This is a genomic window from Bradyrhizobium sp. USDA 4502 (assembly GCF_054063355.1).
The window spans coordinates 6,319,698-6,343,366 of record NZ_JBSSGF010000001.1 but is presented as its reverse complement, the minus strand read 5'-3'; the positions used below and the strand labels follow the sequence as shown (position 1 = coordinate 6,343,366).

Genomic DNA, 23,669 nt, shown 5'->3' with positions numbered 1-23,669 from the left:
GCGCGGAGGGAACGGTCATGCTGCATTTGCCTTGGATCGCGACGTCACGAGCCCAAGCAGCGCTCGAACGTCCACGTTTGCCCTGTGCTCGATCACGGTGCCTTCGCGAGCAGCAGCATCGATGTGCGCGCACTCGTATCTCTCGGCTTCAAAAAGCTCCGTTTTGATCTCGGCGAGACGTTGCTTCCGTTCGTCGGCATCCATCTGCCGACCTGACAGCGGCATCTCGTCAATCAACGCTTCAAGCCGATCCTGCAGCAGTTCGGGATTGACCCATGCCAAGATTGCTTCGGGAGGTATCAGCTTGTTCTCTCCGAAGGAGAGCTTGAATTTGTCGTGCTCGCTGACGAAGAGCGGCGTTCCATCCAAAGCAAGCTTTTGAACATAGAGCGCGGCCTGTCGCTTCATTTCCGCTTTCGTCGGAGATGCACGCTCCACGCGACCACGCTCCGAGATCAGTTCCATGATCCTGCTGCGCAGACGTTGCACGGCTTGCAGATGGCTCTCGTCCGTCTTCGCTTTGGACCGGATCGGCCGGGCATCTTCAAGATCGACGTTGGCGGGCAGTTGTTCCAGAAATCGCGCGACCTTGGCGTTGAGGTCCGCGAGTGCCCTGTGGCGATCCTGATAGTTGGGTTGCAATGCACGGAGCCGGACGATCTCGCGTTCGAGGACGGCTATTCTGTCCTGTGGCGCCGTGGCCAGCGAGCGATTAGTGTCATCAATCGCCTTTTGATTGTATGTCTTGATGGTCAAGGCCTGCTGCTCGGCATCTTTGAGCGTTGCGAGCTTGGTCTGCACTCGTGGGGGTAATACGTTCGGCATTGGTCACCTTCCTATGTAGTGAGGCCCGCCAAAACGACGGGCCTCGTTGTTCACTGCTTCCAGCTTTCCTCTAGGCGGTTATCTCGGCGGTCCAGTAGTTCATCGTGCGTAAGAGTGCACGGACGCGTGTCGTGTGACTGAGGTAGCTGACGCGCGTCGTGCGGCTGGGATCGCTGCTGGTCGATGATCAGAGGCGGCTTCCGCCAGGCATTGGTCAAATCAACATCACGCTGTTCACGGAGCCGTTCTCGTTCAGTGTTCGCGGAAGCATCAATGAAGCGGTAACCCGGTTGGTGGGCCGCAGCCTGCGGCGCGGAGCCTCTGGCTAGCGCCATTGCCTCGTCAAAGGTCAGCTGCTTGTCGTGATGCCCATAGAAGGCATCCTCGAAAGCCCTGCGCTGATCCGGGGGGAGCCTATCGACCTGGGCCTGTAGCTGCGGATCAGCCAGAGCGTAGCCCACCGTTGAGTCGGTACGATTGATGCTGACGACGTTCCTCTTCGCGAGATCGAGTGCTTGCCTGAAACCCTTTCGAGTCAGGTGGTCCTTGAATAATGTCAGCTGACTCGGAGTGAGTTTCGCGGCATCGAGCAACGCCGCTTGCTTGTGGTCCAGTTCCAAGCCGGGGAAGGCAATCTTGGCGTCGAACTGCTCGATCCTCCTCGCGGACTGTGCGGCTGCCATGGCGGTCATCAAGGCCGGATCGCCGTGATCCATAAATCTCATGTGGGTCCGAATGCTGTCGCCGTCTTGGAGAATATCGTTCGGACGTCGTACAGTCCGGCCATTGCGGTCGATGATCTCGTGGTCGTGAGTGGTAATCATGTTCAAAGGCCTCTCATTGCCATAAGGGTGCTTAATCTCTCTGCAGCGTAGCTGCGTTCCGATGGTCCTCCGACCCAAGAGAGGTCAGCGACATACCGATATTTGCGGACGCCCATCGATGTGAGCACACCCGCGCAGACGTTCGCGATATCGTCGTGCCCCCCGGGTCCGTGATCCACGGAGGGTTTTCCGGATCGAGCTGTCCGACGTTCAAGCCCGCACAGCTGCGTCATGAGTCTAGGATGGTCGAGGAGATCGCATTTCTTCGACATCATGAGCGGTAGAAATTCGGAGTAGATGGTGCTCTTAGGCTTGGCTGATGGTTCGTATTTGATCCCGTGCTCGAGGAACTGCTCTCGGGGCCACTCGCCAGCGTAACGGTCACCTTGGACTTCGCTGATACCGTAGGATTTGAGCAGGGCCGAATAGGTCTCGGTGACGGCTTTTGGCGAGAAGGGCGGCTTTGTCTCCCTAATCACATCTAAAACGGAAATTCCGTTTTCGACGTGCCCTACCGCAATAGCGTAGCTATCGGTGCCGCCGCCACCAGAGCAGTCGACGAATGCGTGATACTTGAATTGAGCGAGATAGGGCCGCTCCCGCTCGTCGCTGGTCACGGCATCAACGGCTTCGCGGGTAATGAAGGTCTCGACGTCGGAGCGAAACTCAGCGCCATACTCCGCCTGTGCGGAGATTGGGTCGTTCTCGTACTCTTTCGCGATCTCTTCCTCAGGCACGTTAGGGTTCATCACGAGCGTGGGGGCTTTCCACACCAGCGATGGATCGTGTTCCTTGCCGTAGTGCTCTCGATAGGCGTTGAACAAAACGCCCTTCTTCGCATATGGGCTGGAAGCCGCGAGAATCATGCTGTTGGGTATGGTGAGAAGGCCGGGTCGAAGTGCTCGGAGGATTTCTTCGTCCGGGGATGACGAGTCCTCAGTCGCAAAAAATGCCACCTCGTCGAGGAGAACAGCGACCAGCGTGAAGCCCCGGGTTGATTTGAACGACGCGGTCGCAACTTCGATGGTCACTGAATTGTTGAGATCAAAGCCTTCCTGCCATTCACGCTCTACCATCTGGGAGAGCAGCTTGACGCGCGTCAGCAGCGCTCGGATGTATCGGAGGATCGTGCGCGCCTGCTTGCGGTCTGTCGCGATCACGAACACCGTGCCGCGTTCGCCCGGCGTGAGATACTGTCGATATTCGTGGAAGCACGCCAAGAAGACTGCGCAGAGAGCGAGCACGAACGATTTGCCCGCCCGTCGTCCACAAATCAACCAGCCTTCCTTCGCTGGATCAGATGGAGGTTCGTTCCGGCCAGTACATTGCCGATAGATCGCCAGCTGCTCTGCCGTCATCGGCAAGGAAAAGAGTGCAGCTATGAAGGCAAACCAAGCCGTCCAAGTGCTTTGATCCTCGAACCACGGCTTGAATAGATGAGAATCGTTGACGCAGTCTAGTAGCGTTGGATGTGCATGGGCTGATCGTTTTCGAGGTGTGGCGGTGGTCTGGTTGTCGTCAAGCCGTTCGCGATGACGACGAGTGCCCATCAATCGTCATCCTCGTGATCTATAGTGAGCGCTTCACGCCGAGGCTTGGATTTGGAAGCCAGGTATTCATGCAAGCTCGGCGTTACATCGCGGGGGCGACGCTTCAAGCCGACGCTCTCTAGGAGCCTGCGCATGCTGTTCGCGAGCCGCTGATATGTTTCGAGCGCCGTTGGGCTCGCTTCCTCGACGGCGAACTTCGCTTCCATCTGTTCAAGCTGTACGATGATCGTGGCGGCTCGTCGCACGATGGCAAGTTCGGCCTCGGATGCAGTGGGGCCTAGTTCATCGGTGTGAATGCGCAGGACATCCCGGAAACGCAGCGCATAGCTTCTGCGCATGTCGAGCCCATCTGTCTTCAAGAACAGCTTGCGGCCGGACGTCACCGCCGAGCGTCTGACGCCGTTCTTCTTGAGGGCTGTCTTCGGTCTTGTTCCGTGCATGTGATCGCGCCGTATCGAATGCTTGCCTCTATTTGTTGTTCGATTAATGCCCAATGGGCTACCCAAGACTAGCCCGAAGTGGCGGGCCTTGTATTTCCTCCGGTTTTCGCCGGTGATTTCCAGTTCTGACCACCTGTTGCATCAGCAGGTGTTTGCAAATCAGCGACGATCGACGCGCGAACAAACAAAATAGATCAGGCGCTGCGTGCGCGGTTCTCCCCAAAAATCGGATGTATTCGATCTCGATCCTGTCGCGCGCAGACCGCTACATTGAGACTTCGCGCCGGACTTCATCTTGAACGCCTGCGACGATATCTTTTCAAGGCTGCAGGATCGACGAGGCGAATGTCGTCCCGCATGAGCATGCGGAGCACTCCCAACATGTGCGAACGTATGGTCGAAACTGTAACGGCTGTAACCGAGTAGCCTTCTCGTTTTAGAGTCTCGCAGATGTCGGCGTGTGACATCCCGTAATCGAGAACAAGGCGGCGTACTTTTTCCTTGATGTCGGCCTCGCTAAAATCTTCCTGAAATGTCCGTTTAATTACTGGTAAACCGAAATTAGACCGCGAGTGTGATTTAGGTCTCGCAATGCGTCGTGGAATTTCGGCCAGCGTTAGTTTTTCGCGCCGCTTTCGGCCTGGGCCCGCAAACTGATAGAGGCCTTCGTCGTCACGTGCTCCCATTTTCATCTTCCTTCCCATTGTCTGTCATGTATTCCGAGGCGATTTCCCGGGCAGCGGAGCGCCCCTGAGCGGCGCTCCGGCGTCTGGACGAGGTGCTGCCCCCTTTTGCGCGAGATTGCTTCATGCTGGGTCTCGTTCTTCATGGCCGAATTCGATGGAGCGTCCTTCAATCCGGATGTTTAGCGGTCTAGCCCCTTAAGCCGCTAAACAGCTAAACGTGTTCAGAGGCCTCTTTTCCCCCCTTTAGGGGGGAACGGGCCTAAACAATGGCTCACTCCTCGCGCTCTCGTGGCTCGTTCAGGATTTGCGAAACGCGCCCCCGAGTGATGTTGAGCTCTCTCGCGATGTCTGCTGCCTGCATTCCTTGATCTCTCAGTTCGAAGACACGGTCTCGGTTGCTCTTGGGGCCGGTTGCGGCTGACCAGACAGCCCGCTTTGTTTCCGTCGATAGCTGCAGGACGCGCGGAGCGGTTTCAGCACCGAAGAATCCGCGATGCTTCGTGAACTCAAGCTGTATGGTCGTGCAGTCATTGGAATCGGCGTTAGGTAGCGGGCTCAGGCCGATCATGGTGTCGAGCGTGTCCTCTCGCTTGGACGTGCCGCGAGGCTTATTATTTCGTCCTTCGTGATGCACGAAGATGATTGATCGCCCTTGGCTACGTAGCTTGAGTGCCCAGTTTTGAATGTTGATCCAAGACTCGGCTGCATTTTCCTCACCGCCGGAGCGCTGAAGGGTAGACAATGAGTCCAAGATGATCAGATCAATCCCTTGTTGACCGACGATTGCATCGATCTGGTCGCGACCTTCAGGGTCTCCCAAGTCAGGCATGAAGCGGCCACGCTGGTGGAAGATGTCCGGTGTGAGGATCAATAGGTCATCTTCGCAGCCGTCCCATTCAAAGTGTCGGAGCCTGTTTTGCAAAACTGAGGCAGGAAGTTCGCCGTCAACATAGAGCACGCGGCCTCTGGCATTAACTTTCCATTCGAGGAACATCTTGCCGGTCACGACCGCATGGGCAGCCGAGAGACAAAACCACGTCTTTGCGGCCCCGCGAGGGGCGTGAACCATGGCAAGCCCAGCCGTCGGTAGCCAAGGATGAAGCATGTTCGGACGCGGGGGAAAATCCATCTGGAGGAACTGCGACGTTGATACAGCGCCGATGATGTCGTACTGGCGTGCCTCTCGGATTTGCCTATTTAGAGCGTCGACGTCGGCGTCTGGCTCGCAAAGCTCATCGTTCCAGTCTCGCTTTTGGTCGCCGCGAGGATAGGGCAATGCCACACGCACAAGCCGTCCTTCGACCGATAGTCGGCGCGCAAGATCGTTGGCACCTTTGATTCCTGCTCGGCTTGGATCATTGTCAGCCGCGATGATGACCTCTGAACACTTTGGAACGCTGATTTTCCCAAGGTTGGTAGCATTGCAAGCGACAATCGCCCTAAGGCCGGTTATCCGCTCTACAGACAGAGCGGTCTCGATTCCTTCAGCGACGACGATTGGGTCACGTCGGTCGTATCGTTTGTGCAGACGAATGTTGCCACCCTTCACGCCGCCATAGGTCCGTTTAGGGTCATCAACGTCCAGTTTGGAATGGCCGTCCGAGGACAGCCATGTGACGTGAGCGCCGATAGCTTCGTCCTCTCGGACGATCTCGAAGACCATCGCCGGAAATCGTCGCCCAACTAACCGGCTGGATTTCAATTTCGGCAGGAACATCGTCGTTACGGGCAGCTCGATCTGACGACTGCGCGCATAGTTCTGCACGATTTGGCGTTGCTCGTCATCGAGATCAGGCCACGGAATGCTAGCGTCCAATATTTCTCGGAAGCTTACCTTTACTTCATCGCCAAGCCGCTCTCTTGTTTGGTGACCCGGCGAGCCGCGTGACGTGGTTGCGGCCGACCAGAGTCCATCGGCCACTAGGCGGTCTCTAACTGCTTCTTGCGTGCATCCAGCATGGCAACGCCATAACAGTTTCCCGTCCTTTATCGTCACCTGGAGGCTAGCGTTTGTGTCGTCATGAGCAGGGCAGTGAACGAGACCGTTCTTTTCGGGTCCGTACCGCTCGATAATGCGTAGTTTGCATTCATTCACGTTCTGGAATATATTGCGCACCTTAGGCAGCTCCCAGTTGCATAGGAAAATTGAACACAACAGCCTCGTGCGCTGACCCGCGCGGGGCTGTTTCTTTTCAGAGGCTTGATCTGTTGGCGTACTTTTCGACCAATGCTTCGAGGTCGTTGACGCGGAAGAAAAGCTTGCCGCTCCGCTGAGGGGCTTTGCTTGGGTTGAGGAAGACGGGCCGCAGCTCGCCGGCCTTAATCAGTCGGCGCAGGTGAGAAACGCTGATCCCACCAAGCATCGCTTGAGCTTGAGCCCGTGACACGAGAAGTTGCCCTTGAAGCGCAACAGGCTTGGTAGCGTTGATAGAGACGACGTGTGCTGACATAGCCCGATCCAAATCGCTGTGGGCTCGCCGTTCAGCGAACCTCATTGCGATGTGGATCAGAACCGGGCTTGTCTGATCGGACGGCAGAGTGCCCACGACGAGGCCTCTGACTCATTCCCCGGGACTACATCCTGCCCGGTGACGACGCGGTCCTCTAACCAACGAGAACACGGTCTCGCGGACGCCGCAGAGAAAGGATTGCAAATCGCTTCATTGCCGTCAATGGATTCTATTGAAGGCCCATTCGGGATGAATATCCGTCATTTCCCGCTGGGAGACAGCATGAGCGCTGTGCCCGTCACTTCCCCACATCCCCTAGGGAAGACATCCAAATCGCACAGGAACTGCTCCGCTGGGTTCCTACGCGCGTCGTGATCGTCCTATGGGGACGACGTTCGATGGGGCCGGGCTGGATGGCGTCCCTCGATCCGGGGAGAGGCCCACGACGTGCGCGATGTGCTCGGACAGACGGAGGAGAGCATCCGCGCGTTTTTCCATGAACGTCGAACGGATGTACGTTCGCTTGACGCCGGGGAGGGCATGTCCGATGACGACCTCTCCGGTCTGCATGTCCACGCCGATATCTTCTAATCGGGTTCGCGCTGTGCGTCGGAGATCGTGCAACGTCCAGCGTGGGATCGGACGCGGGAGGAGAGCAAGCAGTTCCTCTTTCCGCTGAGAGAACGAATTGAACGGCTTGAACTCGCCGTCATGCTCCACGCCGAAGACAAAGGGACAGCCCTTAATGCGGGGGAGGCCCTTGAGGATGTCCAGGGCGAGGGGAGGGAGGCGCAGGACCTGTCCGGTGCCCTTGGCTCCGTCCTCTTCGCGGATGGACCACGTGTCCCCGGTGATCTCAGACCACAGGGCAGTCGTCAGACATTGACGACGCTGCGCCGTAAGCAGGAGGAGCCGGACGATTGCGCCATACTGGCCGCCCATCTTCGTCGCTGCGTCCCAGACCATGCGGAGTTCAGCGTCATCAAGGACGCGTTCCCGGCCTCCGCGATCACTCTTGCGCCGTCGTTTCGGTCGATAGCGGACTGGGCTCGCGTAGTTCTTGATGACCCCCTCGTCTTCGACCCAAGCCATGACGGCACGAATTAGGCCGAACACGGTGTCAGCCTGTCGTGGCCCGTTTTCCTTCCGCATGTTGCGTCGGAGCTGCCCAGCGTCGTCTTGCTCCAGTTCCACGAACCGCTTTTGGCCGAGCACAGGGATGACGTAGCGCCTGTAGCAGCGTTCCACCTCTTTCCGAGTCCGGAACCCAGAAACGACCTCGGCGATGTATTTCTCGAGCACGTCAGCAAATGTGGCCGTGACCCACCACGCCTTGTCCTCTGACATGCCCTCGGTGGGGGATCGCTTCGCTGCAAGGTGGGCGTCACGGTCGAAGTCTCTGACGGCTTGGCGGGCGGCTTCGACATTGAACTTCTTCGCGTCCCATCGGCCGAGCTTGAGGGTCCGTGAATTGTCGTCGGCGTCCCTGTAACGGACTCGGAACGTCCGGGCTCCGCCATAACTGATGCGCAGGATGAGATCGGTGCAGCCCTGATCGAACCAATCCTCTTGAGGGAGCGCGGGCTTGTAACGGCTGATCCACGTGTCGCTGAGACGATGTTTCCGGCTCTCCTTCGGCTTCCGGCCGTCCGATGTCCTTTCGCTCAAAACGCGCTCCCCTGAGATCGATTTGGGTACCGTTTAGGTTGTGATCGACAGAAAAATCGATCTCCCCGATGATGCCCGATGATATCAGTTGAGTTGGTTTAGTTGAATATAAGTATATGAAAATGCTGTAGATTTTAGCGTTGACATCCCCGATGGTCGCCAATGATCCCTAATGGTCGAAAAGCAAGCCTCCCTGTGGAACAGGAGGTCGGTGGTTCGAGCCCACCCAACTGTACCATCCGCAAGATCACTCAGCGCGAAATCGCAAGATCAGACCATCGCAAGGTCGCTCGCCCTTATCGCCCGGCGTGTCATCGCGTCCGCTTGCACTTCTCTGTCCCGTCACCCAAACTGGCTGACACGACGCCTTAACGACGCCTAGTGACACCTTTGGGGGGATGCATGGGGATCGCCGGTTCAAGGAGTTTTTCGTTTGCGTTGATATCATCCGTCGCCCTTGCGGCGCTGCTGCTGCCGGGCCGAAGTGAGGCCTACACGCCGGATCAGCAGCAGGCCTGTACGCCGGATGCGTTCCGGCTTTGCAGCCCCGAGATTCCCGACGTCGATCGCATCACGGCCTGCATGATCAGGAACAAGGCGCAGCTCTCGCCGGCCTGCCGCGTATTCTTCCGCGCAGGTCCCGAGGCGAGCGAGCGCGTGGAGCGGCGGCCTGCCAAGCGGAAGGTCTCCAAATCGCACAAGGCGAAGAAGCCGGCCCACTGACCTGGCTCTCATCGCGCGCAGGCGAGGGTCTCTGATCGGGCGCGTTATCGTCACGCGAACCGGTGTCCGCCTTCACCTCGCCCCGCGTGCGGGGAGAGGCGTAGGCCGCCCTTGGCGGCCGTTCTCAAGAACGCCGAAGCGGAGCTTCGGCTATGACGCATCGCCAGATGCGTTCCGGGTGAGGGGGAGTCTCCGCAAACGCAGCTATCGCCGGATACGCGGAGGCCGCCCCTCACCCCAACCCTCTCCCCGTAAGAACGGGGAGAGGGAGCACAGCGCCGTCGCGGTCAATCCAATCGCTTCGCGCGAAAATGCGCGATAGATCGTTTGGCCGCGATTTCAAGTCGGTCATGCGCGACAGACTGACGCCTTGTGACGCTGTCACGCAGCATCATCTGTGGGGCTTGTGTGGTTTGCCAAATCTGTTCCGCCTGTGGAACGGATGGAGTAGGACGAGTGAGCGAATACTACAAGCAAGAGATCGATCGGCACTTCGCCTGGTTCGAAGCCAAGCTGCCGGATAAGCCGGCGCGCTTCGTCGCGTGGCTGCGCAAGCCGTCGTCGCGCTACGTGCGGATTCCGCTCGCGATCCTCCTGATCATCGGCGGCATCTTCAGCTTCCTGCCGGTGCTCGGACTCTGGATGCTGCCGCTCGGACTCCTTTTGTTCGCGCAAGACGTTCCGTTCCTGCAGAAACCCACTGCGCAATTGCTCGGCTGGATCGAGCGCAAGTGGATCGAGCGCGAGCGCGCGAAGGCTGCCGGAAAACGCTAGGCACCGAGTCAAATCAAACGCTTAGCGCTTCCATTTGCGGTTGCGTTATAAGTTCGGTGTGACTCAAAAAGCAAAACGCACCGGTAATCTTGGCCACTTTGCGGATTGCAAGAAATTTTTTCTTTCGCGAATCAGCGTGCTGATTCATTTTCGCCTCCTGGGGTCAATCTGGAGGCCAACGTATGAACGTGATTGTTTTCGCTTCGCGTAAGGGGGGCTCGGGAAAAAGTACCCTGGCTGCTCACCTCGCCGCGCAAGTGCACAAGGCAACGAAGCCCTGTCTGCTGATCGACGCCGATCCGCAGGGCTCGCTGACTCTCTGGCACAAGCTGCGCGGCACCAACGAGCCGGCGATCAAGACGGCAGTGAACTCGGTCAGCGGGATCATTGCCCAGGCCAAGCGTGACGGCATCGAGTGGGTGTTCATCGACACGCCGCCGAACCTCTCGGCCGTGGTCGACGACTCCATCAAGAACGCCACGATGGTGATCATTCCGGCGCGGCCCGGCGTGTTCGACGTCAACGCCGTGCAGGAAACCATCCAGACCTGCCGCTCGATGCGCAAGCCCTATGCCGTCGTGATCAACGGCGCGCCCGCGCAGCGTGACGGCGCCGAAAGCCGCATCGTCGCGATCGCGCGCGAGGCGCTGGCGAAATTCCGCGCACCGGTGTGGAGCGGCCAGATCACCAACCGCGCCGATCTTCTGATGGCGCTCGGCCAGGGCGAAGGCGCCCGCGAATATTATGCCGAAGGCCGCGCTGCCGCCGAGATCAATCGGCTGTGGGCCGCAATCGAACGCTCGATCAGGGCGATCCGCGGCACGGCGTCGGCGTCCGGTACGATGCACAAGCAGGCGGCGTAACAACGCCGTTTTGGTTTGAAATGGAAAGAACGCGCGGCTCCCGCGCGTTTTTTGTCGTCGAGAATATTGGAGTCATTCCGGGGCATGCGAAGCATGAGCCCGGAATCTCGAGATTCCGGATTCGATGCTCACGCATCGCTCCGGAATGACGGAGGGGATGCCCTCACGCCACCATCAGCAAATAAAACACGATCACCGGCGCCAGGGTCAGGATCACCGACCAGATGCCGACAGCCCATAAAATATCCTCGGTCGTAAAGCCCGGCTCGGCACCCGGCCTCACGGCAACAAAATTCCTGGAATTCACGACGCCCCCGCGTTGGTCTTGGCAATGCGGAAGGCTGTACGCGAGTGGTTTTAAAATCCCGGTTGGAATTTCGCGGGCATTTGCGCGCGGGTGCTACTTCGGATTAACCACAGCCCCGCGGTCGGTCGCGTTCGGCCGGGTGCCGTTCGCCTCAGTGCATTGCCCCGTCCCGATCGCGGATCGCGCCGAGATGCTCGTTGATCCGGAATACGATCAGGATGAACTCGGCGGCGATGCGCGAGAACACGATGCCGACGAAGACGCTCGCGATCGACGCGAGCAGCTGGATGAATCCGACGAACGGGCTGATCGCCATCGCCGTGAGGCTCCACAGGATGCCGGAGATCCCGAACAGCACGATGACCGCGATCACCAGCCAGTAGAACGTCTTGATGATCGTGGGCGTGATGAAGCGGTCCCACTGAAACAGATCCTGGAAATCGAACATCATGGTTCTCCCGGCCAGCCGAAATATGATTCGCGTCTCGTTCATCCTACTGCGTGACCGCCGGCGTGATCACTTCATCCCGGAAGCCTGCGCCGCAGGCGTCCGTCAGGACGAGGCCTTTTGCCGGGCCAATGGTTCGGGCGGCGCCAAAGCGCCTCCGCGACCAGAGGGATCGATAACGCAGAACCCCAAACCATCTCGCCTGCGCGAGCCCCGGACCGGGCGCCGGCAGTCCAGGGGCGAGCTATGCGAGTGGGCCGGTTGTGATTGCCGCAAATAACGGCCACAATCGGGCTTCCCTCCGGCATATCCTCACCCAATGACCACGCTGACCTTCGAAGACTTCAAGCCCGGCCGCTTCGGCACGTTCGGCCCGCGCCATGTTTCACGCGAGGAGATCCTCGCCTTTGCCGCCGAATTCGACCCGCAGCCGATGCATCTCGACGAGGAGGCGGCGAAGAAATCCATGCTCCGCGGCCTGTCGGGCTCGGGCTGGCATCTCGGCTCGCTGATGATGCGGATGCTGTTCGACGGCTTCATCGGCCGCACCGCCTCGCTCGGTTCGCCCGGGGTCAACGAGATGCGTTGGGTGGCGCCGCTGCGTCCGGGCGACGATTTGACGCTGGATGTCGACGTCGTCGAGGCGCGCGTCTCGAAGAGCCGGCCCGAGACCGGCATCGTCACTTTCAAGGGCACCATCCGCAACGCGCGCGGCGAGATGCTGTGCGAGATGGAGTCGCCGATCATCGTCAGCCGCCGCGACGGCGCGAGCGCATAGGAGAGGCCATGCGCTTTTTTGAAGATATCGAGATCGGCGCGCGGCGCGAGTTCGGCTCCTTCACCTTCACGCCCGAGGACATCAAGCGGTTCGCCGCGCAGTTCGATCCGCAGCGCTTCCATCTCGACGAGGAGGAGGGGCGCAACTCGCTGTTCGGCGGGCTCGCCGCATCGGGCTGGCATGTCGCCAGCGTCTGCATGAAGCTGCTCGTCGCCGACGGCAAGCGGCTCGCCGCGGGAGCCGCCGCGCGCGGTGAGGAGGTCGCGGTCTGGGGGCCCTCGCCGGGCTTTCGCGAACTGCGCTGGATCCGCCCGGTGCTGGCGGGCGATACCATCAGCTTCACCAACCAGGTCGAGACCAAGCGCACGTCCGAAAAGCGGCCCGAATGGGGCATCCTTCAGGCCCGCAACACCGGCGTCAATCAGCGCAATGAAGTGGTGTTCTCGTTCCTCGCCACCGCTTTCGTGCCGCGGCGGAATCCCGGTTCCTGATGTTGCCCGCGCGCCTCTGATGTTGCCCGGACGCCATGGTTAGCGAATGACTTCTGCTGCCGACGCAGTTGTGCGTTGCGTGGAACTCAGTTTTTGCTAACGCATTCTGAACCTTTGTCCCTGCCTTATGGTTTGAGGGCACGGACATCTGGCAAGAATGACTGGGGATACCATGGCAGATCGCAGCGCGCTGAAACTCGTCGGCATTATCTTCGCGACGGTAACGGTTGTGGTGATGCTGGCCACCGGAATGGTCGTGAAGGGCTTTGCCGACGGCAATTATTCCTTCGAGACCACCGCGAGCATCGACCGCTGATTGACCGTCTGTAACTCCCGGCGCTCGAGGGAGCGCAGGTGGCGTGCATTTGCGCTTTTCAATGTGATCTGTCGGCAGGCTGCGTCACATTTCTTCCAAGCTTCAGTCTAACGATTCCAGATCAGCACCATCACAACCGTCGCGGCTGCCAATATGCCGATGAAGCGGATCATGATCGTGCCGATGCCCTGCTGCGGCTGGCGCAGCGGAATCGGATCGGCGGCGTTGTCCGGCCGGACGCTCTGCATGACTGCATCTCCAAATGGATGCCGGCAGGGCGCGGTCCGGACGCGAATTCCGGATCGGACGCGGGCTCGACATCCGACGTTCAAATCGGCTTCTGCAAAAAATTGACGTCGCGGAGTTTTACACCGCGCTGAATAACGAATCGTTCCGCGCTGAATCAGGCCGCAAAGCGAAGCCGCCGCCCCCCGTTCAGGAGGCGGCGGCGGTCAGTTTGGGAAACTGAGCTGTATCAGCTGTTGCGCAGGCCGTCCGCGGCGCGCTTCCACTGCGAAACGTTGTCGGCGATCATGCGCGTCGACTTCATCGCGGCCTGGCTGAGCTGGGCATAGCCGGAAATCTCGCGCTGGACGCGCTGGCCCTCGGCATGCAGCAGGTCACGCAGGCTCTCGAGCTCGCCGATCAGCTTCTCGATCTCGGCGAGCGAGGTGCCGGCGACGCGCTGGATCAGCGAGTTGACGTTGCTGACGGTGGCATCGGTGTTGGTGTCGGTCGGCGCGGTCTCCGGGCTCGCCACCGGCCGGGCGCAGATAGGCGATATCGTTGCGCACGAAGTCGCGGATGCCGGCTTCGACTTCCGAGACGGCGGCGAGGTTGGTGTCGACCTCGGACGTCGTTTCGACTTCGGCTTCCTCGGTACGGTTGGTGGCGTTCATCGGCTTTCCCCTTGTTCGCAATGGCGAAGCGCGGCTTGTCCCCCGCACGACGAATTGATGAAGTTACGGACCTATCAGTGCCGCCGAATTTGACCGCATCTGGGCCAAGTTGCGGCAATGCCTGATCATTTAGCGCGATAGAGCTAACAGACCGTTCACCATGAGCGCTTGTAGCCGGCGCTGATGCTCTTGTTGGTGGTGCCTTGGGAGGTCTCGCCGACCGAGCCGGAGACGGTGACGCCGTCGAACAGCTTCTGCTCGGCGCCGATCCGGCGCAGCCATCGGTCGTCGGAGGTCGACAGCGTCTGGCCTGCCGTGATGCTGGTGCCGGTGTCGTTAACCGACAGGCTCGCCGACTGGTCGGTGTCGTAGCTGCGCGAGGGGTGGCTGATGATGCCGGGCACCGGGACCACGCCCTGCTGGATGAGGTTGTAGCCGTTCTGCAGCGTCAGCGAATATTGCTCCGACAGCGGCACCGACTTGCTCAAGGAGGTGCCGACCTTGCTCTGGTCGGCGGCGGGATCGACCCGCGCCTCGACCGAGGTCTTGTCCCAGATCGAGGCCACCCCGCCGGTCGAGATCGCGGCCCAGGCCGAGCCACCGGACTGCGGCAGGCTGCCGCCATTGGCGAGCCGCTCCGACAATTGCTCCGACGTCGTCATGGTGCCTTGCCTCGCGACCGTCATGTCGGCGCCGATGCGGGTGTCGAGGAATGGCGAGATCGACTGCTTGACCGACACCGCCGACGAGCCGTTGGCGTTGTTGTTGGTCGACCAGGATGGATCCTTGCCGGCGACGCTGGCGGGCCTCGCCGCACGCTTCGGCGCCAGCGTGGGCAGGCTCGTAGAATCGGTGTCGAGCTGGCTCCAGTCGAGCTTGCTCTCGTCGATGTCCTTCAGGATGTCGGCGTCATTGGCATTGGCCGCCGGCGGCTCCTCGTCGGCCGCAGCCTCGGCGTTCTCAGCTGCGCTATCCTGGGCGGCGGGAGCGATCTGCCACGGCGGGGTTTGCGCGCCGGCCGACAGCGCCATCGCCAGGCTGAAGCCGGCCGCCAGCACCGGCAGCTTTGCCCAGCCAAATCGTAATGTGAAAGTCATTCCCAGCCCGCAAATTCCAGAGCCGCAGCATGCATTGCCGTGGCGCAAAATTGTGGCATCGGCGCTCTGAAAGCAAGTGATCAACGCGTGATCGTCATGTCCGGGACAAACGCGCCGCGCGTTAGCGCGGCGCGTCCCGAGCGCGGCCGTTCGGGGCTGGCAAAACAGGCCGCCGCTGCCGGGGCGCCTGAACGCGAAGACGCGCTTCGCGCTTTAGCGCCCCGGACGTAACGAAGGCGTGAAATCGAAAAGCCGTCAGACCGCGATGCGCGGCAGATGGATCGGGTAGCCGACGGTCTGCTCGACGAGGTCGAAACTGTCGACCAGCATACGGAAGCTCGTCAGCTTGCCGGCCCTGAATTGCGCGAAATGCGCGATCCGGAGCGAGATCGGCTTGTTGGAGTCGAGTGCCGTCAGCGAATAGCGCAGCATCGAGGCTGCGGAATCCACGCCGAGCATGATCTGTTCCCGGTCGAAGCGGTGAACCCTGAGGTTCTCGCCGATCTGCCGGATCACCTCGAGCACGGCGGCCTTGCCGCGGCGCGCGCCGAAAAAGGAAAACAGGTCGATCGGCCCATAGATGGACCATTCGACCTCGTCGTCGAGCAGCGGCTCGATATCTGCAAGCTGGCGTTCGTTGATCGCGCGATGCAATGCGCGCGAAAAACGCCAGAGACTATGCTCTGTCATTTTGGCCTTGTCCTGAAACTGGATTTTCAAACGCAAGCGGATGGCAGGGGTCAGCGCCGACGCCTTGCCAGGTTGCTGCACATCGCTATTGCGGCCTGAAATAGTGCCGAACGGCAAAAACGCAAATGACTTTTTTGCAATGCACAATTGCGCCGAATTTTACCCGAATGTGACCGCCGACCTCTGGATTCCGGTTCTGACGCGTTTTCTTGAGGCGAACCGGCATCCACCCCGCATCACGTGCGGGGCAGGCTTCGCGCGAAAACGCTCCGGTCGCCGCAATTCAGCGGTCGCGCTGCCGCACCGGTTGCCGCTCGATCACGATCTCGGCGTCGCGGATCGCCACCACCGCGAACAGCAGCGCGCCGCCGATGCCGCCGATCGCGGCGCCGAGCGGCATGAAGGTGAAAAACACCAGCGTTCCGCTGTCGATACCCGAGGTTCTGGCCAATCCGATCCAGCTAAGGCCGGCTCCGATGCCGAAGGCGGCGCCGCCAAGGGCGCCCAGCGCCAGGCCAAGCACAGCGAGCAATGCGACTTTCATGGTGATTTCAGCCCCGACCGCAACAAGCCCGGTAATAAGTCAGCGCCGGGCTGTCGAGGTTCAACGCCGGCGTTGCGAATTTGCCTGCACGATGTCGTCGTGCCCGGTCAGCGCCGCCGCGACGTCGCGCTCCAGCACCTGCTGGACGAGGTCGAAGGTGTCGATGATCTCGCGGATCTCGGTGATCTTGCCGTCGCGCAGCGTGTAGAACACCGCCACATCGAACTGCACCACGCGGGCGTTGTTGCGCTTGCGGAAGAACACGCGCAGCTGCGCGGCGACTTTGTCGCCCTGGGTCACCACGATCGGCGCCTCGTAGCGCATGTCCGAATAGCGCTCGTGGATCGTGGTCCACATCTGGCGCAGCGCGGCCTTGCCGCGGTGCTGGCCCATATGCGGAAGAATGTCGATCGGGGCGTTGGCGAGAAAGGCGACGTCGTCGCTGCAGCGATCGAGCGCGCCCTCGATGCCGCCGGCATAGTAGACGTCGAGGAAGTTCAAGACGCGCTGCCGGTTCAAATCCTCGCCCATGATCGACTCCGCCGGTCCGACTCGCTCTGGCCCGGCATTGTGAACCGGAGCATTCCACAATCAAACAACATATGTTTGACGCGCGAGACGCGATTAGGTTCGGCAACCAGGGCGTGCATTGTGGCACAAAATGCATGCGGCGCGCCGGTTCGCGCAATGCGACGACGGGCGGCTGTCGCGGTGCAGGCGGCGGCTTATTCCGCGCTTGCGCCGTTTAAATCTTCGCGCCCGCGGCCTTGCCGCGGTGCCGCCGGCCCGTATGCTTCGCGGCGGAAGGCGACCGAACAGAGCCGCCCGATGGGGAGAGACCAATGAAGCGCATCACCCACTTCGCCGCGATCCTGTCGCTGCTGGCATGCCCGGCGATCCCGCCCGCCTTCGCACACACGCCGCAGCAGCCTGCCCACCAACTCTACAATGAAGGCGACCTCAAGCTCGAGAGCGGCGAGGCGATCAAGGATTTCTCGATCTCCTACGTCACCCACGGCACGCTGAACGCGAAGAGATCGAACGCCATCCTGATGGTGACCGCGATCTCGGGCAATCATCACCGGCTCGATTTCATGATCGGCCCCGGCAAGGCGCTCGACCCCGACAAGTATTTCATCGTCTGCACCGATGCGATCGGCAACGGGCTGACCACGTCGCCGAGCAATTCGAAGGCGCAGCCGCGGATGCAGTTCCCGAAATTCGCGATCCGCGACATGGTGGAATCGCAGTACCGGCTGATGAAGGAGAAGCTCGGTATCGACCATGTCGTCGCCGTGGTCGGCCCCTCGATGGGCGGCATGCAGGCGCTGCAATGGGGCGTCAGCCATCCGGACTTCATGGACGCGCTGGTTGCGATGGTGCCGCTTGCGAAGACGCCGGCCTGGTCGGTCGCGGTGATGGAGGCCTCGCGCAAGGCGATCATGAACGATCCGGCGTGGAAGGACGGCAATTACGAGGCGCCGCCGGAGAAGGGCCTCAAGCTGTTCCGCGATATCGTCGCGCTGCTCGCGGCGCGCACGCCCGACATGTATGCGGCGCAGTTCAAGTCCGGCCCCGACGTGCTGCCCTGGATGGCCGAGCAGGAGACTGCGCTGTGGAAGCTGTTCGACGCCAACGACTGGATCTACCAGAGCTGGGCCTATGACCGGCACGATGTCGGCACCACGGCCGGGTTCGGCGGCGAGACCGCGAAGGCGCTGGCTTCGATCAAGGCGAAGACGCTGATCCTCACCGGCACCAAGGACCTGCTCAATCCCGAATTCGAGCCGAACCAGATGGGCCAGAACATCGGAGGCGTGACCATCAAGACGATCAGCCCGGGCACCGTGACCGGCCACGCTTCGGCCGGCGGCTTCTTCCCGGCGGATGTCGAGTTTCTCAACCGCGAAACCGGGGTGTTCCTCGACGGCGTGACCGACGGCGGCAAGAAACTGGAGTGATCGGCTGAACCGGCCGCGCCTCGCAGACGTGGAGGCATGCGGCGGGCAGCTGTCCGCGAGTTAATGAAACCTCCGCCCGCGCCCCCGGTTGGTTCGGCGTGGGCGACGCATCCGCGATCAGGAGTTCCGTATGAGAAACACCATGCCGCTTGCCGTCGCCGCCCTGGTTGTCTCCAAATAAATCATGCGAGCGCGCACCGCGCGACGGTGAGCCGGCGTCGACGCCGGCCACGAGGCCTTGAGCTCCTCCGGGGCCGGCCGGTGAAATCGCGCCGGCTCGCTGTCGCGGTGCGTTCGACAACAGCTAATCCGACGGCGCCGCCTTGCCGGCGGCGCGGTCGATGGTGAACCGCTCGTCTTCCCGGAACCGGCGGTGCCGCTGCGCCGTTGATGCGGCAGCATTGCATTGGAGCCGCATCATGAAATCGATTGTTCTCGCGTCCGTCATTGCCGTCAGCGCGCTCGCCTTGGCGTCGCCTGCCGACGCCAAGGGTTGCATCAAGGGCGCGATCGTCGGCGGCGTCGCCGGTCATTATGCCGGCCATCACGGCATGCTCGGCGCCGCCGCCGGTTGCCTCTACGGCCGCCATCACGCCAAACAGCAGCGCCAGCAGCAACCGCAGTCACAGCCCGCGCAGCAGGAGAAGCTGTAGGGTCAGTTGTGAAGCCACGTTCCGGGAACGTGAAGCACGTTTCGGGAACGAAGTCTCGTTCCGGGAACGCCGTCCGCACCGGCCGCGTTGTCTCCATGCGTAACGGAGACGATGATGACGAAACCAAAGACAAAGACCATCCAGCCCGTTCCCGATGACAACAAGAGCCACAAGGGCCCCGGCAGCACCCCCAGCGTTCCCATCGACACCACCAAGGGCCATCGCGACGACGAGAAGCACAACATCCGCGAGCAGGCCGCGCACGGCAATCTGACCCAGAACACCAGCAACAAGCGATCGGGTTAGGGGGCCACACTCTCGGTGTCGTCCTGGCGAAAGCCAGGACCCATAGCCACCCAATTCAGTAATGAGCGGGATCGCGGCGCAATGTCGCGCAGCAATAGAGATATGGGGTAATGGGTCCTGGCTTTCGCCAGGACGACGATGAAAATCCGATTCACGGTCAAACAGCTTGTTCGGTGTCATCACCTTGCCTGCGGGTGATCCAGTATTCCAGAGACATCCGTGCGTGAGCCGAGAGGCCGCGGCTTCTTCCGGACGTCGTCCCTGCGAAAGCAGGGACCCATACCCCGCGGCAATTGTAGTGAACGGGACTCGTCGTTCCACCGTCGTTCACGATGATCGTCCGTGGTTATGGGTCCCTGCTTTCGCAGGGACGACACCGAATATGTGGTTCGGCCGGTGAGTCATACCTCCGCATTCTCGCGACATGATCTGCCCGAGCTTTGCGCTTCCCTTGCGCGCCGTTCCCGATCGGCCTTATCTGCGAGCATGCAGATCAAGGACGAACGCCCCGAAGACGCCGCCGCGATCAGCCGCATCACGGCGGCAGCATTCGCAACAGCGCCGCACAGCAGCGGCACCGAAGCCCGCATCGTCGAGGCGCTGCGCCAGGCTGACGCGCTGACGATTTCTCTGGTCGCTGTATCCGACGACGGCAGCATCTTCGGCCACGTCGCGTTCTCGCCGGTCCGGATCGAAGGTGTAGTAGGACGTTGGTATGGGCTTGGCCCGGCCTCGGTCGCACCCGACCTGCAACGGCAGGGCACCGGCGGCGCGCTGATCCGCGCGGGACTTGCTCGCCTCGCGGCGATGAATGCTGACGGCTGCGTCCTGCTCGGCGATCCCGCCTATTACAGCCGCTTCGGCTTTGTCAGCGATCCCGCGCTGACCTATGGCGGCGAGCCCAGCCCGTACTTTCAGCGGCTGGTGCTGAAGGGCGATCCGCCGAAGGGGGATGTGAAGTACCATGCGGCGTTCGATGTGACGTGATCAGGTACCGCCTCAAGACGACGTGGCTTACGGCAGAGTCATTTCCTCGATCCGTGCCGGCACCGCGCCAAAATCGCTGAACCGGGCCCAGTTCGGCCGTATCCGCACATAGCCGATGTTCGGCCATGTCTCGCGCTCCGGCCCGTCGGGCCACGCCGCGAAATACACCTGCTTGCAGGCGATGAGCTCCGCGCCGCTCGGGAAGTCTGCGACGCCCTCGACCTGCGCGGTCTGCTCGGCGTCCCAGCCGATCACCAGCGCCGCGCGCGGATCGGCGCGGAGGTTCTGGTATTTGCGCGAGGTGGTAAGCGTGTCGAAGATGATCTCAAGATCGTCGCTGACCGCGATCCCGACGACCGCCGCCTGGGGCGCGCCATTGTGAACCGTGCTGACCACCGCGAGCCGATGCATCCGCAGGAAGGCGAGCAGCTCGGCGCGCGTCATGATCTACCTTTTCTTCCACCCGCCCCGCTTGCCCGGCGCGCCGCCGCTCGACCGCGGCGACGGGCCGAACTCCGGCCCCGACTGCCGCGAGTCGGTCGGCTGGATGATGCGGCTCGTGGTGCCGAACGGCTTTGCGGGCAGCGCGCCGCTGGGGCGGAAGGGCAGCGATTCCGGGCCGTGCATCTCGTCGAGATCGGGCTTGTGGATGCGTGAGCCGGACTTGCCGCCGCGGCTCGCCTTGAGCGAGGTCTGCGCCGACTTGTTCTTCAATGCGCTGACCGGCAGGTTGGCGGCATCGCCGTATTTTCTTGTGCCGGCATAGGCGCCGGCCTGCTTCTGCACGTTGCGCTGCTTGGCGGTGGGGTCGTCGACCACGGCCATCTCGGTGGCGCGCAGCCGCTTGACCTCGTCGCGCAGTCGCGCGGCCTCCTCGAAGTTCAAATCGGCCGCGGCCTCGCGCATCCGCGTTTCGAGATCGCTCAGCACGGCCTCGAAATTATGCCCGATACTGATGACGTCGTCGGCGATGCCGCCGTCGCCGATCTCGACCAGCACGTGGTCGCGCTCGTAGACGGAGTTGAGGATGTCGCCGATCGACTTCTTCACGCTCTCCGGCGTGATGCCGTTGGCCTCGTTGTACTCGACCTGCTTCTCGCGGCGCCGCGTGGTCTCGGCCATCGCGCGCTCCATCGAGCCGGTCATGCTGTCGGCATAGAGGATCACCTTGCCGTCGACGTTGCGCGCGGCACGGCCGATGGTCTGGATCAGCGAGGTTTCGCTGCGCAGAAAGCCTTCCTTGTCGGCATCGAGGATCGCGACCAGCGCGCATTCGGGAATGTCGAGGCCCTCGCGCAACAGGTTGATGCCGACCAGCGCGTCGAACGCACCAAGGCGAAGATCCCGGATGATCTCGATGCGCTCGATGGTGTCGATATCCGAGTGCATGTAGCGGACGCGGATGCCCTGCTCATGCAGATATTCGGTGAGGTCCTCCGCCATGCGCTTGGTGAGCACCGTGATCAGCGAGCGATAGCCGGCCGCCGCGGTGGCGCGCACCTCGCCGACGAGATCGTCGACCTGGGTGCGGGCAGGGCGGATGTCGACCGGCGGGTCGATGAGGCCGGTCGGACGGATCACCTGCTCGACGAACACGCCGCCGCTTTCGTTCAGCTCCCAGCCGCTCGGCGTCGCCGACACCGCCACCGTCTGCGGTCGCATCATGTCCCACTCCTCGAAGCGGAGCGGCCGGTTGTCCATGCAGGAGGGCAGGCGGAAGCCGTATTCGGCGAGCGTCGCCTTGCGGCGGAAGTCGCCGCGGAACATGGCGCCGATCTGCGGCACGGTGACGTGGCTCTCGTCGGCGAAGATCAGCGCGTTGTCCGGTACATATTCGAACAGCGTCGGCGGCGGTTCGCCGGGGCGGCGCCCGGTGAGATAGCGCGAATAGTTCTCGATGCCGGCGCAGCTTCCGGTCGCCTCCATCATCTCGAGATCGAAGGTGGTGCGCTGCTCGAGTCGCTGTGCCTCCAAGAGGCGGCCCTGGTCGTTGAGCTGGTCGAGGCGCTGCTTCAACTCCGATTTGATCGACTTGATCGCCTGCACCAGCGTCGGGCGCGGCGTCACATAGTGCGAGTTGGCGTACATCTTGATGAATTCGAGCTCGTCCTGCTTGTGGCCGGTGAGCGGATCGAACTCCTCGATGGTTTCGATGGTGTCGCCGAACAGGTTCACCCGCCAGGCGCGGTCCTCATAGTGCGCCGGGAAGATGTCGATGACGTCGCCGCGGACGCGGAAGGTGCCGCGGGTGAAGTCGGCCTGGGTGCGCTTGTACTGGAGAGCAACGAGGTCGGCGATGAGCTGCCGCTGATCGATGCGCTCGCCCTTCTTCAAGGCGAAGGTCATCGCGGTGTAGGTCTCGACCGAGCCGATACCGTAGATGCAGGACACGGAAGCGACGATGATGACGTCGTCGCGCTCGAGCAGCGCGCGCGTCGCCGAGTGGCGCATGCGGTCGATCTGCTCGTTGATCGAGGAATCCTTCTCGATATAGGTGTCGGTGCGCGGGACGTAGGCTTCCGGCTGGTAGTAGTCGTAATAGCTGACGAAATACTCGACGGCGTTGTCGGGGAAGAAGTTCTTGAACTCGCCATAGAGCTGGGCGGCCAGTGTCTTGTTCGGCGCCAGGATCAGCGCCGGGCGCTGCGTCGCCTCGATCACCTTGGCCATGGTGTAGGTCTTGCCCGACCCGGTGACGCCGAGCAGCACCTGGGTGCGGTCGTTGCGGTCGATGCCCTCGACCAACTCGGCGATCGCGGTCGGCTGGTCGCCCTTCGGCTGATAGTCGGACTTGATCTCGAAGCGCACGCCGCCTTCGGATTTCTCCGGGCGCGGCGGGCGGTGCGGGGTCCACACCCGCATCGAGCCGTCGTCCTTGCGGAACTCCGGGCGGCCGTCGCGGATCAGGTTCTCCAGCGCGTCGGCGGTCGCCTTGACGCCGAGCGCCTCCATCTTGCTGCGCGGCGGCCGCGCCAGGGCCTCGTCGTCGTCCTCGGCGGTCGGCAGACCGAGCTGCCGCGCCAGTTCCGGATCGAGCGTCGGAATGGTGGCCGAGGTTCCGTAATTGGCCTGCGGGGCCTCCTCGAGCCCGGAAGCATCGCGCTTCGCGACGCCCTCGCTGGTCTCTCGCGTCGACGCCCGCGCGCGATGCGCAGCGGCCTCGCCGCCGGCGCGGCGGTCCCAGGAATTGTCCGGCGGCGGCTGCAGGCCGGTGCCCGAACCCATGCCGGCATCGCCGCGGTTGATCGCCGGATTGAGCAATTCGGCAAGCGCGGGCCCGATCGGGAGGACCTCGGGCCGGTGTGCTTTGGATTTGGGGGTTTTGCCGGGCTTTTTCGGAGTGTTCGGTGTCTTCGCCATGCCCCGAATATGGGACGAGTCCGGCAGCG

At 61.8% G+C, this 23,669-nt stretch carries 28 protein-coding genes and 1 pseudogene; 11 read left to right on the top strand and 18 right to left on the bottom strand.

What is annotated here, in order from left to right:
- Positions 1 to 15: 15 nt before the first annotated feature.
- The 8 genes from ACVW1B_RS29660 to ACVW1B_RS29625 form a co-directional block, all read right to left on the bottom strand.
- Positions 16 to 825: a hypothetical protein gene (locus ACVW1B_RS29660; protein ID WP_456822635.1), complete on the bottom strand. Its 810-nt coding sequence runs from the start codon at positions 823 to 825 to the stop codon at positions 16 to 18.
- A gap of 50 nt (positions 826 to 875) precedes the next feature.
- Positions 876 to 1,655: a hypothetical protein gene (locus tag ACVW1B_RS29655; protein ID WP_456822634.1), complete on the bottom strand. Its 780-nt coding sequence runs from the start codon at positions 1,653 to 1,655 to the stop codon at positions 876 to 878.
- Positions 1,652 to 3,199, bottom strand: coding sequence for a hypothetical protein (locus ACVW1B_RS29650; protein ID WP_456822633.1), 1,548 nt, complete (start codon positions 3,197 to 3,199; stop codon positions 1,652 to 1,654). The genes ACVW1B_RS29655 and ACVW1B_RS29650 overlap by 4 nt, the downstream gene beginning before the upstream one ends.
- Positions 3,199 to 3,639, bottom strand: a complete 441-nt coding sequence (locus ACVW1B_RS29645; RefSeq protein WP_456822632.1) for a hypothetical protein — start codon at positions 3,637 to 3,639, stop codon at positions 3,199 to 3,201. The genes ACVW1B_RS29650 and ACVW1B_RS29645 overlap by 1 nt, the downstream gene beginning before the upstream one ends.
- Positions 3,640 to 3,929: 290 nt before the next feature.
- A complete protein-coding gene (locus ACVW1B_RS29640; RefSeq protein ID WP_456822631.1) occupies positions 3,930 to 4,325 on the bottom strand; it encodes a hypothetical protein in 396 nt (131 codons plus the stop codon).
- Between the two features lie 271 nt (positions 4,326 to 4,596).
- Positions 4,597 to 6,246 carry an AAA family ATPase gene (locus ACVW1B_RS29635; protein ID WP_456822630.1) on the bottom strand — a complete coding sequence of 550 codons (1,650 nt, stop codon included), beginning with the start codon at positions 6,244 to 6,246 and terminating at the stop codon, positions 4,597 to 4,599.
- Positions 6,247 to 6,517: 271 nt separating this feature from the next.
- Positions 6,518 to 6,775, bottom strand: coding sequence for a helix-turn-helix domain-containing protein (locus ACVW1B_RS29630; RefSeq protein WP_456822629.1), 258 nt, complete (start codon positions 6,773 to 6,775; stop codon positions 6,518 to 6,520).
- Positions 6,776 to 7,135: 360 nt separating this feature from the next.
- Positions 7,136 to 8,443, bottom strand: coding sequence for a tyrosine-type recombinase/integrase (locus ACVW1B_RS29625; RefSeq protein ID WP_456822628.1), 1,308 nt, complete (start codon positions 8,441 to 8,443; stop codon positions 7,136 to 7,138).
- A 438-nt stretch (positions 8,444 to 8,881) separates the two neighbouring features.
- On the opposite strand from ACVW1B_RS29625, the gene ACVW1B_RS29620 reads away from it, so the two are divergent.
- The 3 genes from ACVW1B_RS29620 (at position 8,882) to ACVW1B_RS29610 (ending at position 10,803) form a co-directional block, all read left to right on the top strand.
- Positions 8,882 to 9,166, top strand: coding sequence for a hypothetical protein (locus tag ACVW1B_RS29620; RefSeq protein ID WP_309145011.1), 285 nt, complete (start codon positions 8,882 to 8,884; stop codon positions 9,164 to 9,166).
- A gap of 456 nt (positions 9,167 to 9,622) precedes the next feature.
- Entirely contained in the window at positions 9,623 to 9,940 is a 318-nt protein-coding gene (locus ACVW1B_RS29615) for a hypothetical protein (protein WP_253606853.1), read from the top strand.
- Between the two features lie 182 nt (positions 9,941 to 10,122).
- Positions 10,123 to 10,803, top strand: a complete 681-nt coding sequence (locus tag ACVW1B_RS29610) for a ParA family protein (RefSeq protein WP_253606854.1) — start codon at positions 10,123 to 10,125, stop codon at positions 10,801 to 10,803.
- A gap of 163 nt (positions 10,804 to 10,966) precedes the next feature.
- Here the strand turns inward: ACVW1B_RS29610 and ACVW1B_RS29605 are convergent, their stop codons facing one another.
- Together ACVW1B_RS29605 and ACVW1B_RS29600 are read right to left on the bottom strand one after the other, a co-directional pair.
- Entirely contained in the window at positions 10,967 to 11,110 is a 144-nt protein-coding gene (locus ACVW1B_RS29605) for a hypothetical protein (protein WP_225648038.1), read from the bottom strand.
- Between the two features lie 151 nt (positions 11,111 to 11,261).
- Positions 11,262 to 11,558 (bottom strand): DUF4282 domain-containing protein, encoded by a 297-nt coding sequence (locus ACVW1B_RS29600; protein ID WP_028340592.1) that lies wholly within the window; start codon positions 11,556 to 11,558, stop codon positions 11,262 to 11,264.
- Positions 11,559 to 11,877: 319 nt separating this feature from the next.
- Here ACVW1B_RS29600 and ACVW1B_RS29595 point away from each other — a divergent pair, with 319 nt between their 5' ends.
- The 3 genes from ACVW1B_RS29595 to ACVW1B_RS29585 all read left to right on the top strand — a co-directional run bounded on the left by ACVW1B_RS29595 (position 11,878) and on the right by ACVW1B_RS29585 (position 13,143).
- Positions 11,878 to 12,336 carry a MaoC family dehydratase gene (locus tag ACVW1B_RS29595; protein ID WP_057019033.1) on the top strand — a complete coding sequence of 153 codons (459 nt, stop codon included), beginning with the start codon at positions 11,878 to 11,880 and terminating at the stop codon, positions 12,334 to 12,336.
- Between the two features lie 8 nt (positions 12,337 to 12,344).
- Positions 12,345 to 12,827, top strand: coding sequence for a MaoC family dehydratase (locus ACVW1B_RS29590; protein WP_456822627.1), 483 nt, complete (start codon positions 12,345 to 12,347; stop codon positions 12,825 to 12,827).
- 172 nt (positions 12,828 to 12,999) lie between these two features.
- Entirely contained in the window at positions 13,000 to 13,143 is a 144-nt protein-coding gene (locus ACVW1B_RS29585) for a hypothetical protein (protein ID WP_016841369.1), read from the top strand.
- Positions 13,144 to 13,250: 107 nt separating this feature from the next.
- Here ACVW1B_RS29585 and ACVW1B_RS29580 read toward each other — a convergent pair whose 3' ends face one another.
- Positions 13,251 to 13,391, bottom strand: coding sequence for a hypothetical protein (locus ACVW1B_RS29580; protein WP_167350365.1), 141 nt, complete (start codon positions 13,389 to 13,391; stop codon positions 13,251 to 13,253).
- 14 nt (positions 13,392 to 13,405) lie between these two features.
- On the opposite strand from ACVW1B_RS29580, the gene ACVW1B_RS29575 reads away from it, so the two are divergent.
- Positions 13,406 to 13,612, top strand: a complete 207-nt coding sequence (locus tag ACVW1B_RS29575; protein WP_456822626.1) for a hypothetical protein — start codon at positions 13,406 to 13,408, stop codon at positions 13,610 to 13,612.
- A 6-nt stretch (positions 13,613 to 13,618) separates the two neighbouring features.
- Here ACVW1B_RS29575 and ACVW1B_RS29570 read toward each other — a convergent pair.
- The 5 genes and pseudogenes from ACVW1B_RS29570 to ACVW1B_RS29550 all read right to left on the bottom strand — a co-directional run bounded on the left by ACVW1B_RS29570 (position 13,619) and on the right by ACVW1B_RS29550 (position 16,904).
- Positions 13,619 to 14,042: pseudogene (locus ACVW1B_RS29570) on the bottom strand (hypothetical protein).
- 155 nt (positions 14,043 to 14,197) lie between these two features.
- Complete coding sequence (locus ACVW1B_RS29565) at positions 14,198 to 15,139, bottom strand: hypothetical protein (protein WP_456822625.1); 942 nt, start codon at positions 15,137 to 15,139, stop codon at positions 14,198 to 14,200.
- 255 nt (positions 15,140 to 15,394) lie between these two features.
- Positions 15,395 to 15,829, bottom strand: a complete 435-nt coding sequence (locus ACVW1B_RS29560; RefSeq protein ID WP_456822624.1) for a nuclear transport factor 2 family protein — start codon at positions 15,827 to 15,829, stop codon at positions 15,395 to 15,397.
- Positions 15,830 to 16,112: 283 nt separating this feature from the next.
- Positions 16,113 to 16,373, bottom strand: coding sequence for a hypothetical protein (locus ACVW1B_RS29555; protein WP_137479000.1), 261 nt, complete (start codon positions 16,371 to 16,373; stop codon positions 16,113 to 16,115).
- 60 nt (positions 16,374 to 16,433) lie between these two features.
- Positions 16,434 to 16,904, bottom strand: coding sequence for a nuclear transport factor 2 family protein (locus tag ACVW1B_RS29550; RefSeq protein ID WP_310882585.1), 471 nt, complete (start codon positions 16,902 to 16,904; stop codon positions 16,434 to 16,436).
- A gap of 311 nt (positions 16,905 to 17,215) precedes the next feature.
- On the opposite strand from ACVW1B_RS29550, the gene ACVW1B_RS29545 reads away from it, so the two are divergent.
- From ACVW1B_RS29545 to ACVW1B_RS29530, 4 genes are all read left to right on the top strand, one after another.
- Complete coding sequence (locus ACVW1B_RS29545) at positions 17,216 to 18,334, top strand: alpha/beta fold hydrolase (protein ID WP_456822623.1); 1,119 nt, start codon at positions 17,216 to 17,218, stop codon at positions 18,332 to 18,334.
- A gap of 419 nt (positions 18,335 to 18,753) precedes the next feature.
- Complete coding sequence (locus ACVW1B_RS29540; protein ID WP_229191210.1) at positions 18,754 to 18,987, top strand: hypothetical protein; 234 nt, start codon at positions 18,754 to 18,756, stop codon at positions 18,985 to 18,987.
- A gap of 114 nt (positions 18,988 to 19,101) precedes the next feature.
- On the top strand, positions 19,102 to 19,293 hold the full coding sequence (locus tag ACVW1B_RS29535) for a hypothetical protein (protein ID WP_172646835.1): 192 nt from the start codon (positions 19,102 to 19,104) through the stop codon (positions 19,291 to 19,293).
- A 486-nt stretch (positions 19,294 to 19,779) separates the two neighbouring features.
- Positions 19,780 to 20,280: a GNAT family N-acetyltransferase gene (locus ACVW1B_RS29530; RefSeq protein WP_456779052.1), complete on the top strand. Its 501-nt coding sequence runs from the start codon at positions 19,780 to 19,782 to the stop codon at positions 20,278 to 20,280.
- A gap of 27 nt (positions 20,281 to 20,307) precedes the next feature.
- Here ACVW1B_RS29530 and ACVW1B_RS29525 read toward each other — a convergent pair whose 3' ends face one another.
- Together ACVW1B_RS29525 and uvrB are read right to left on the bottom strand one after the other, a co-directional pair.
- The gene (locus ACVW1B_RS29525; protein WP_225162408.1) at positions 20,308 to 20,724 is read right to left on the bottom strand and encodes a pyridoxamine 5'-phosphate oxidase family protein; all 417 of its coding nucleotides are present in this window, start codon (positions 20,722 to 20,724) and stop codon (positions 20,308 to 20,310) included.
- 3 nt (positions 20,725 to 20,727) lie between these two features.
- Positions 20,728 to 23,640 (bottom strand): excinuclease ABC subunit UvrB, encoded by a 2,913-nt coding sequence (gene uvrB / locus ACVW1B_RS29520; RefSeq protein WP_076829859.1) that lies wholly within the window; start codon positions 23,638 to 23,640, stop codon positions 20,728 to 20,730.
- Positions 23,641 to 23,669 lie beyond the last annotated feature (29 nt).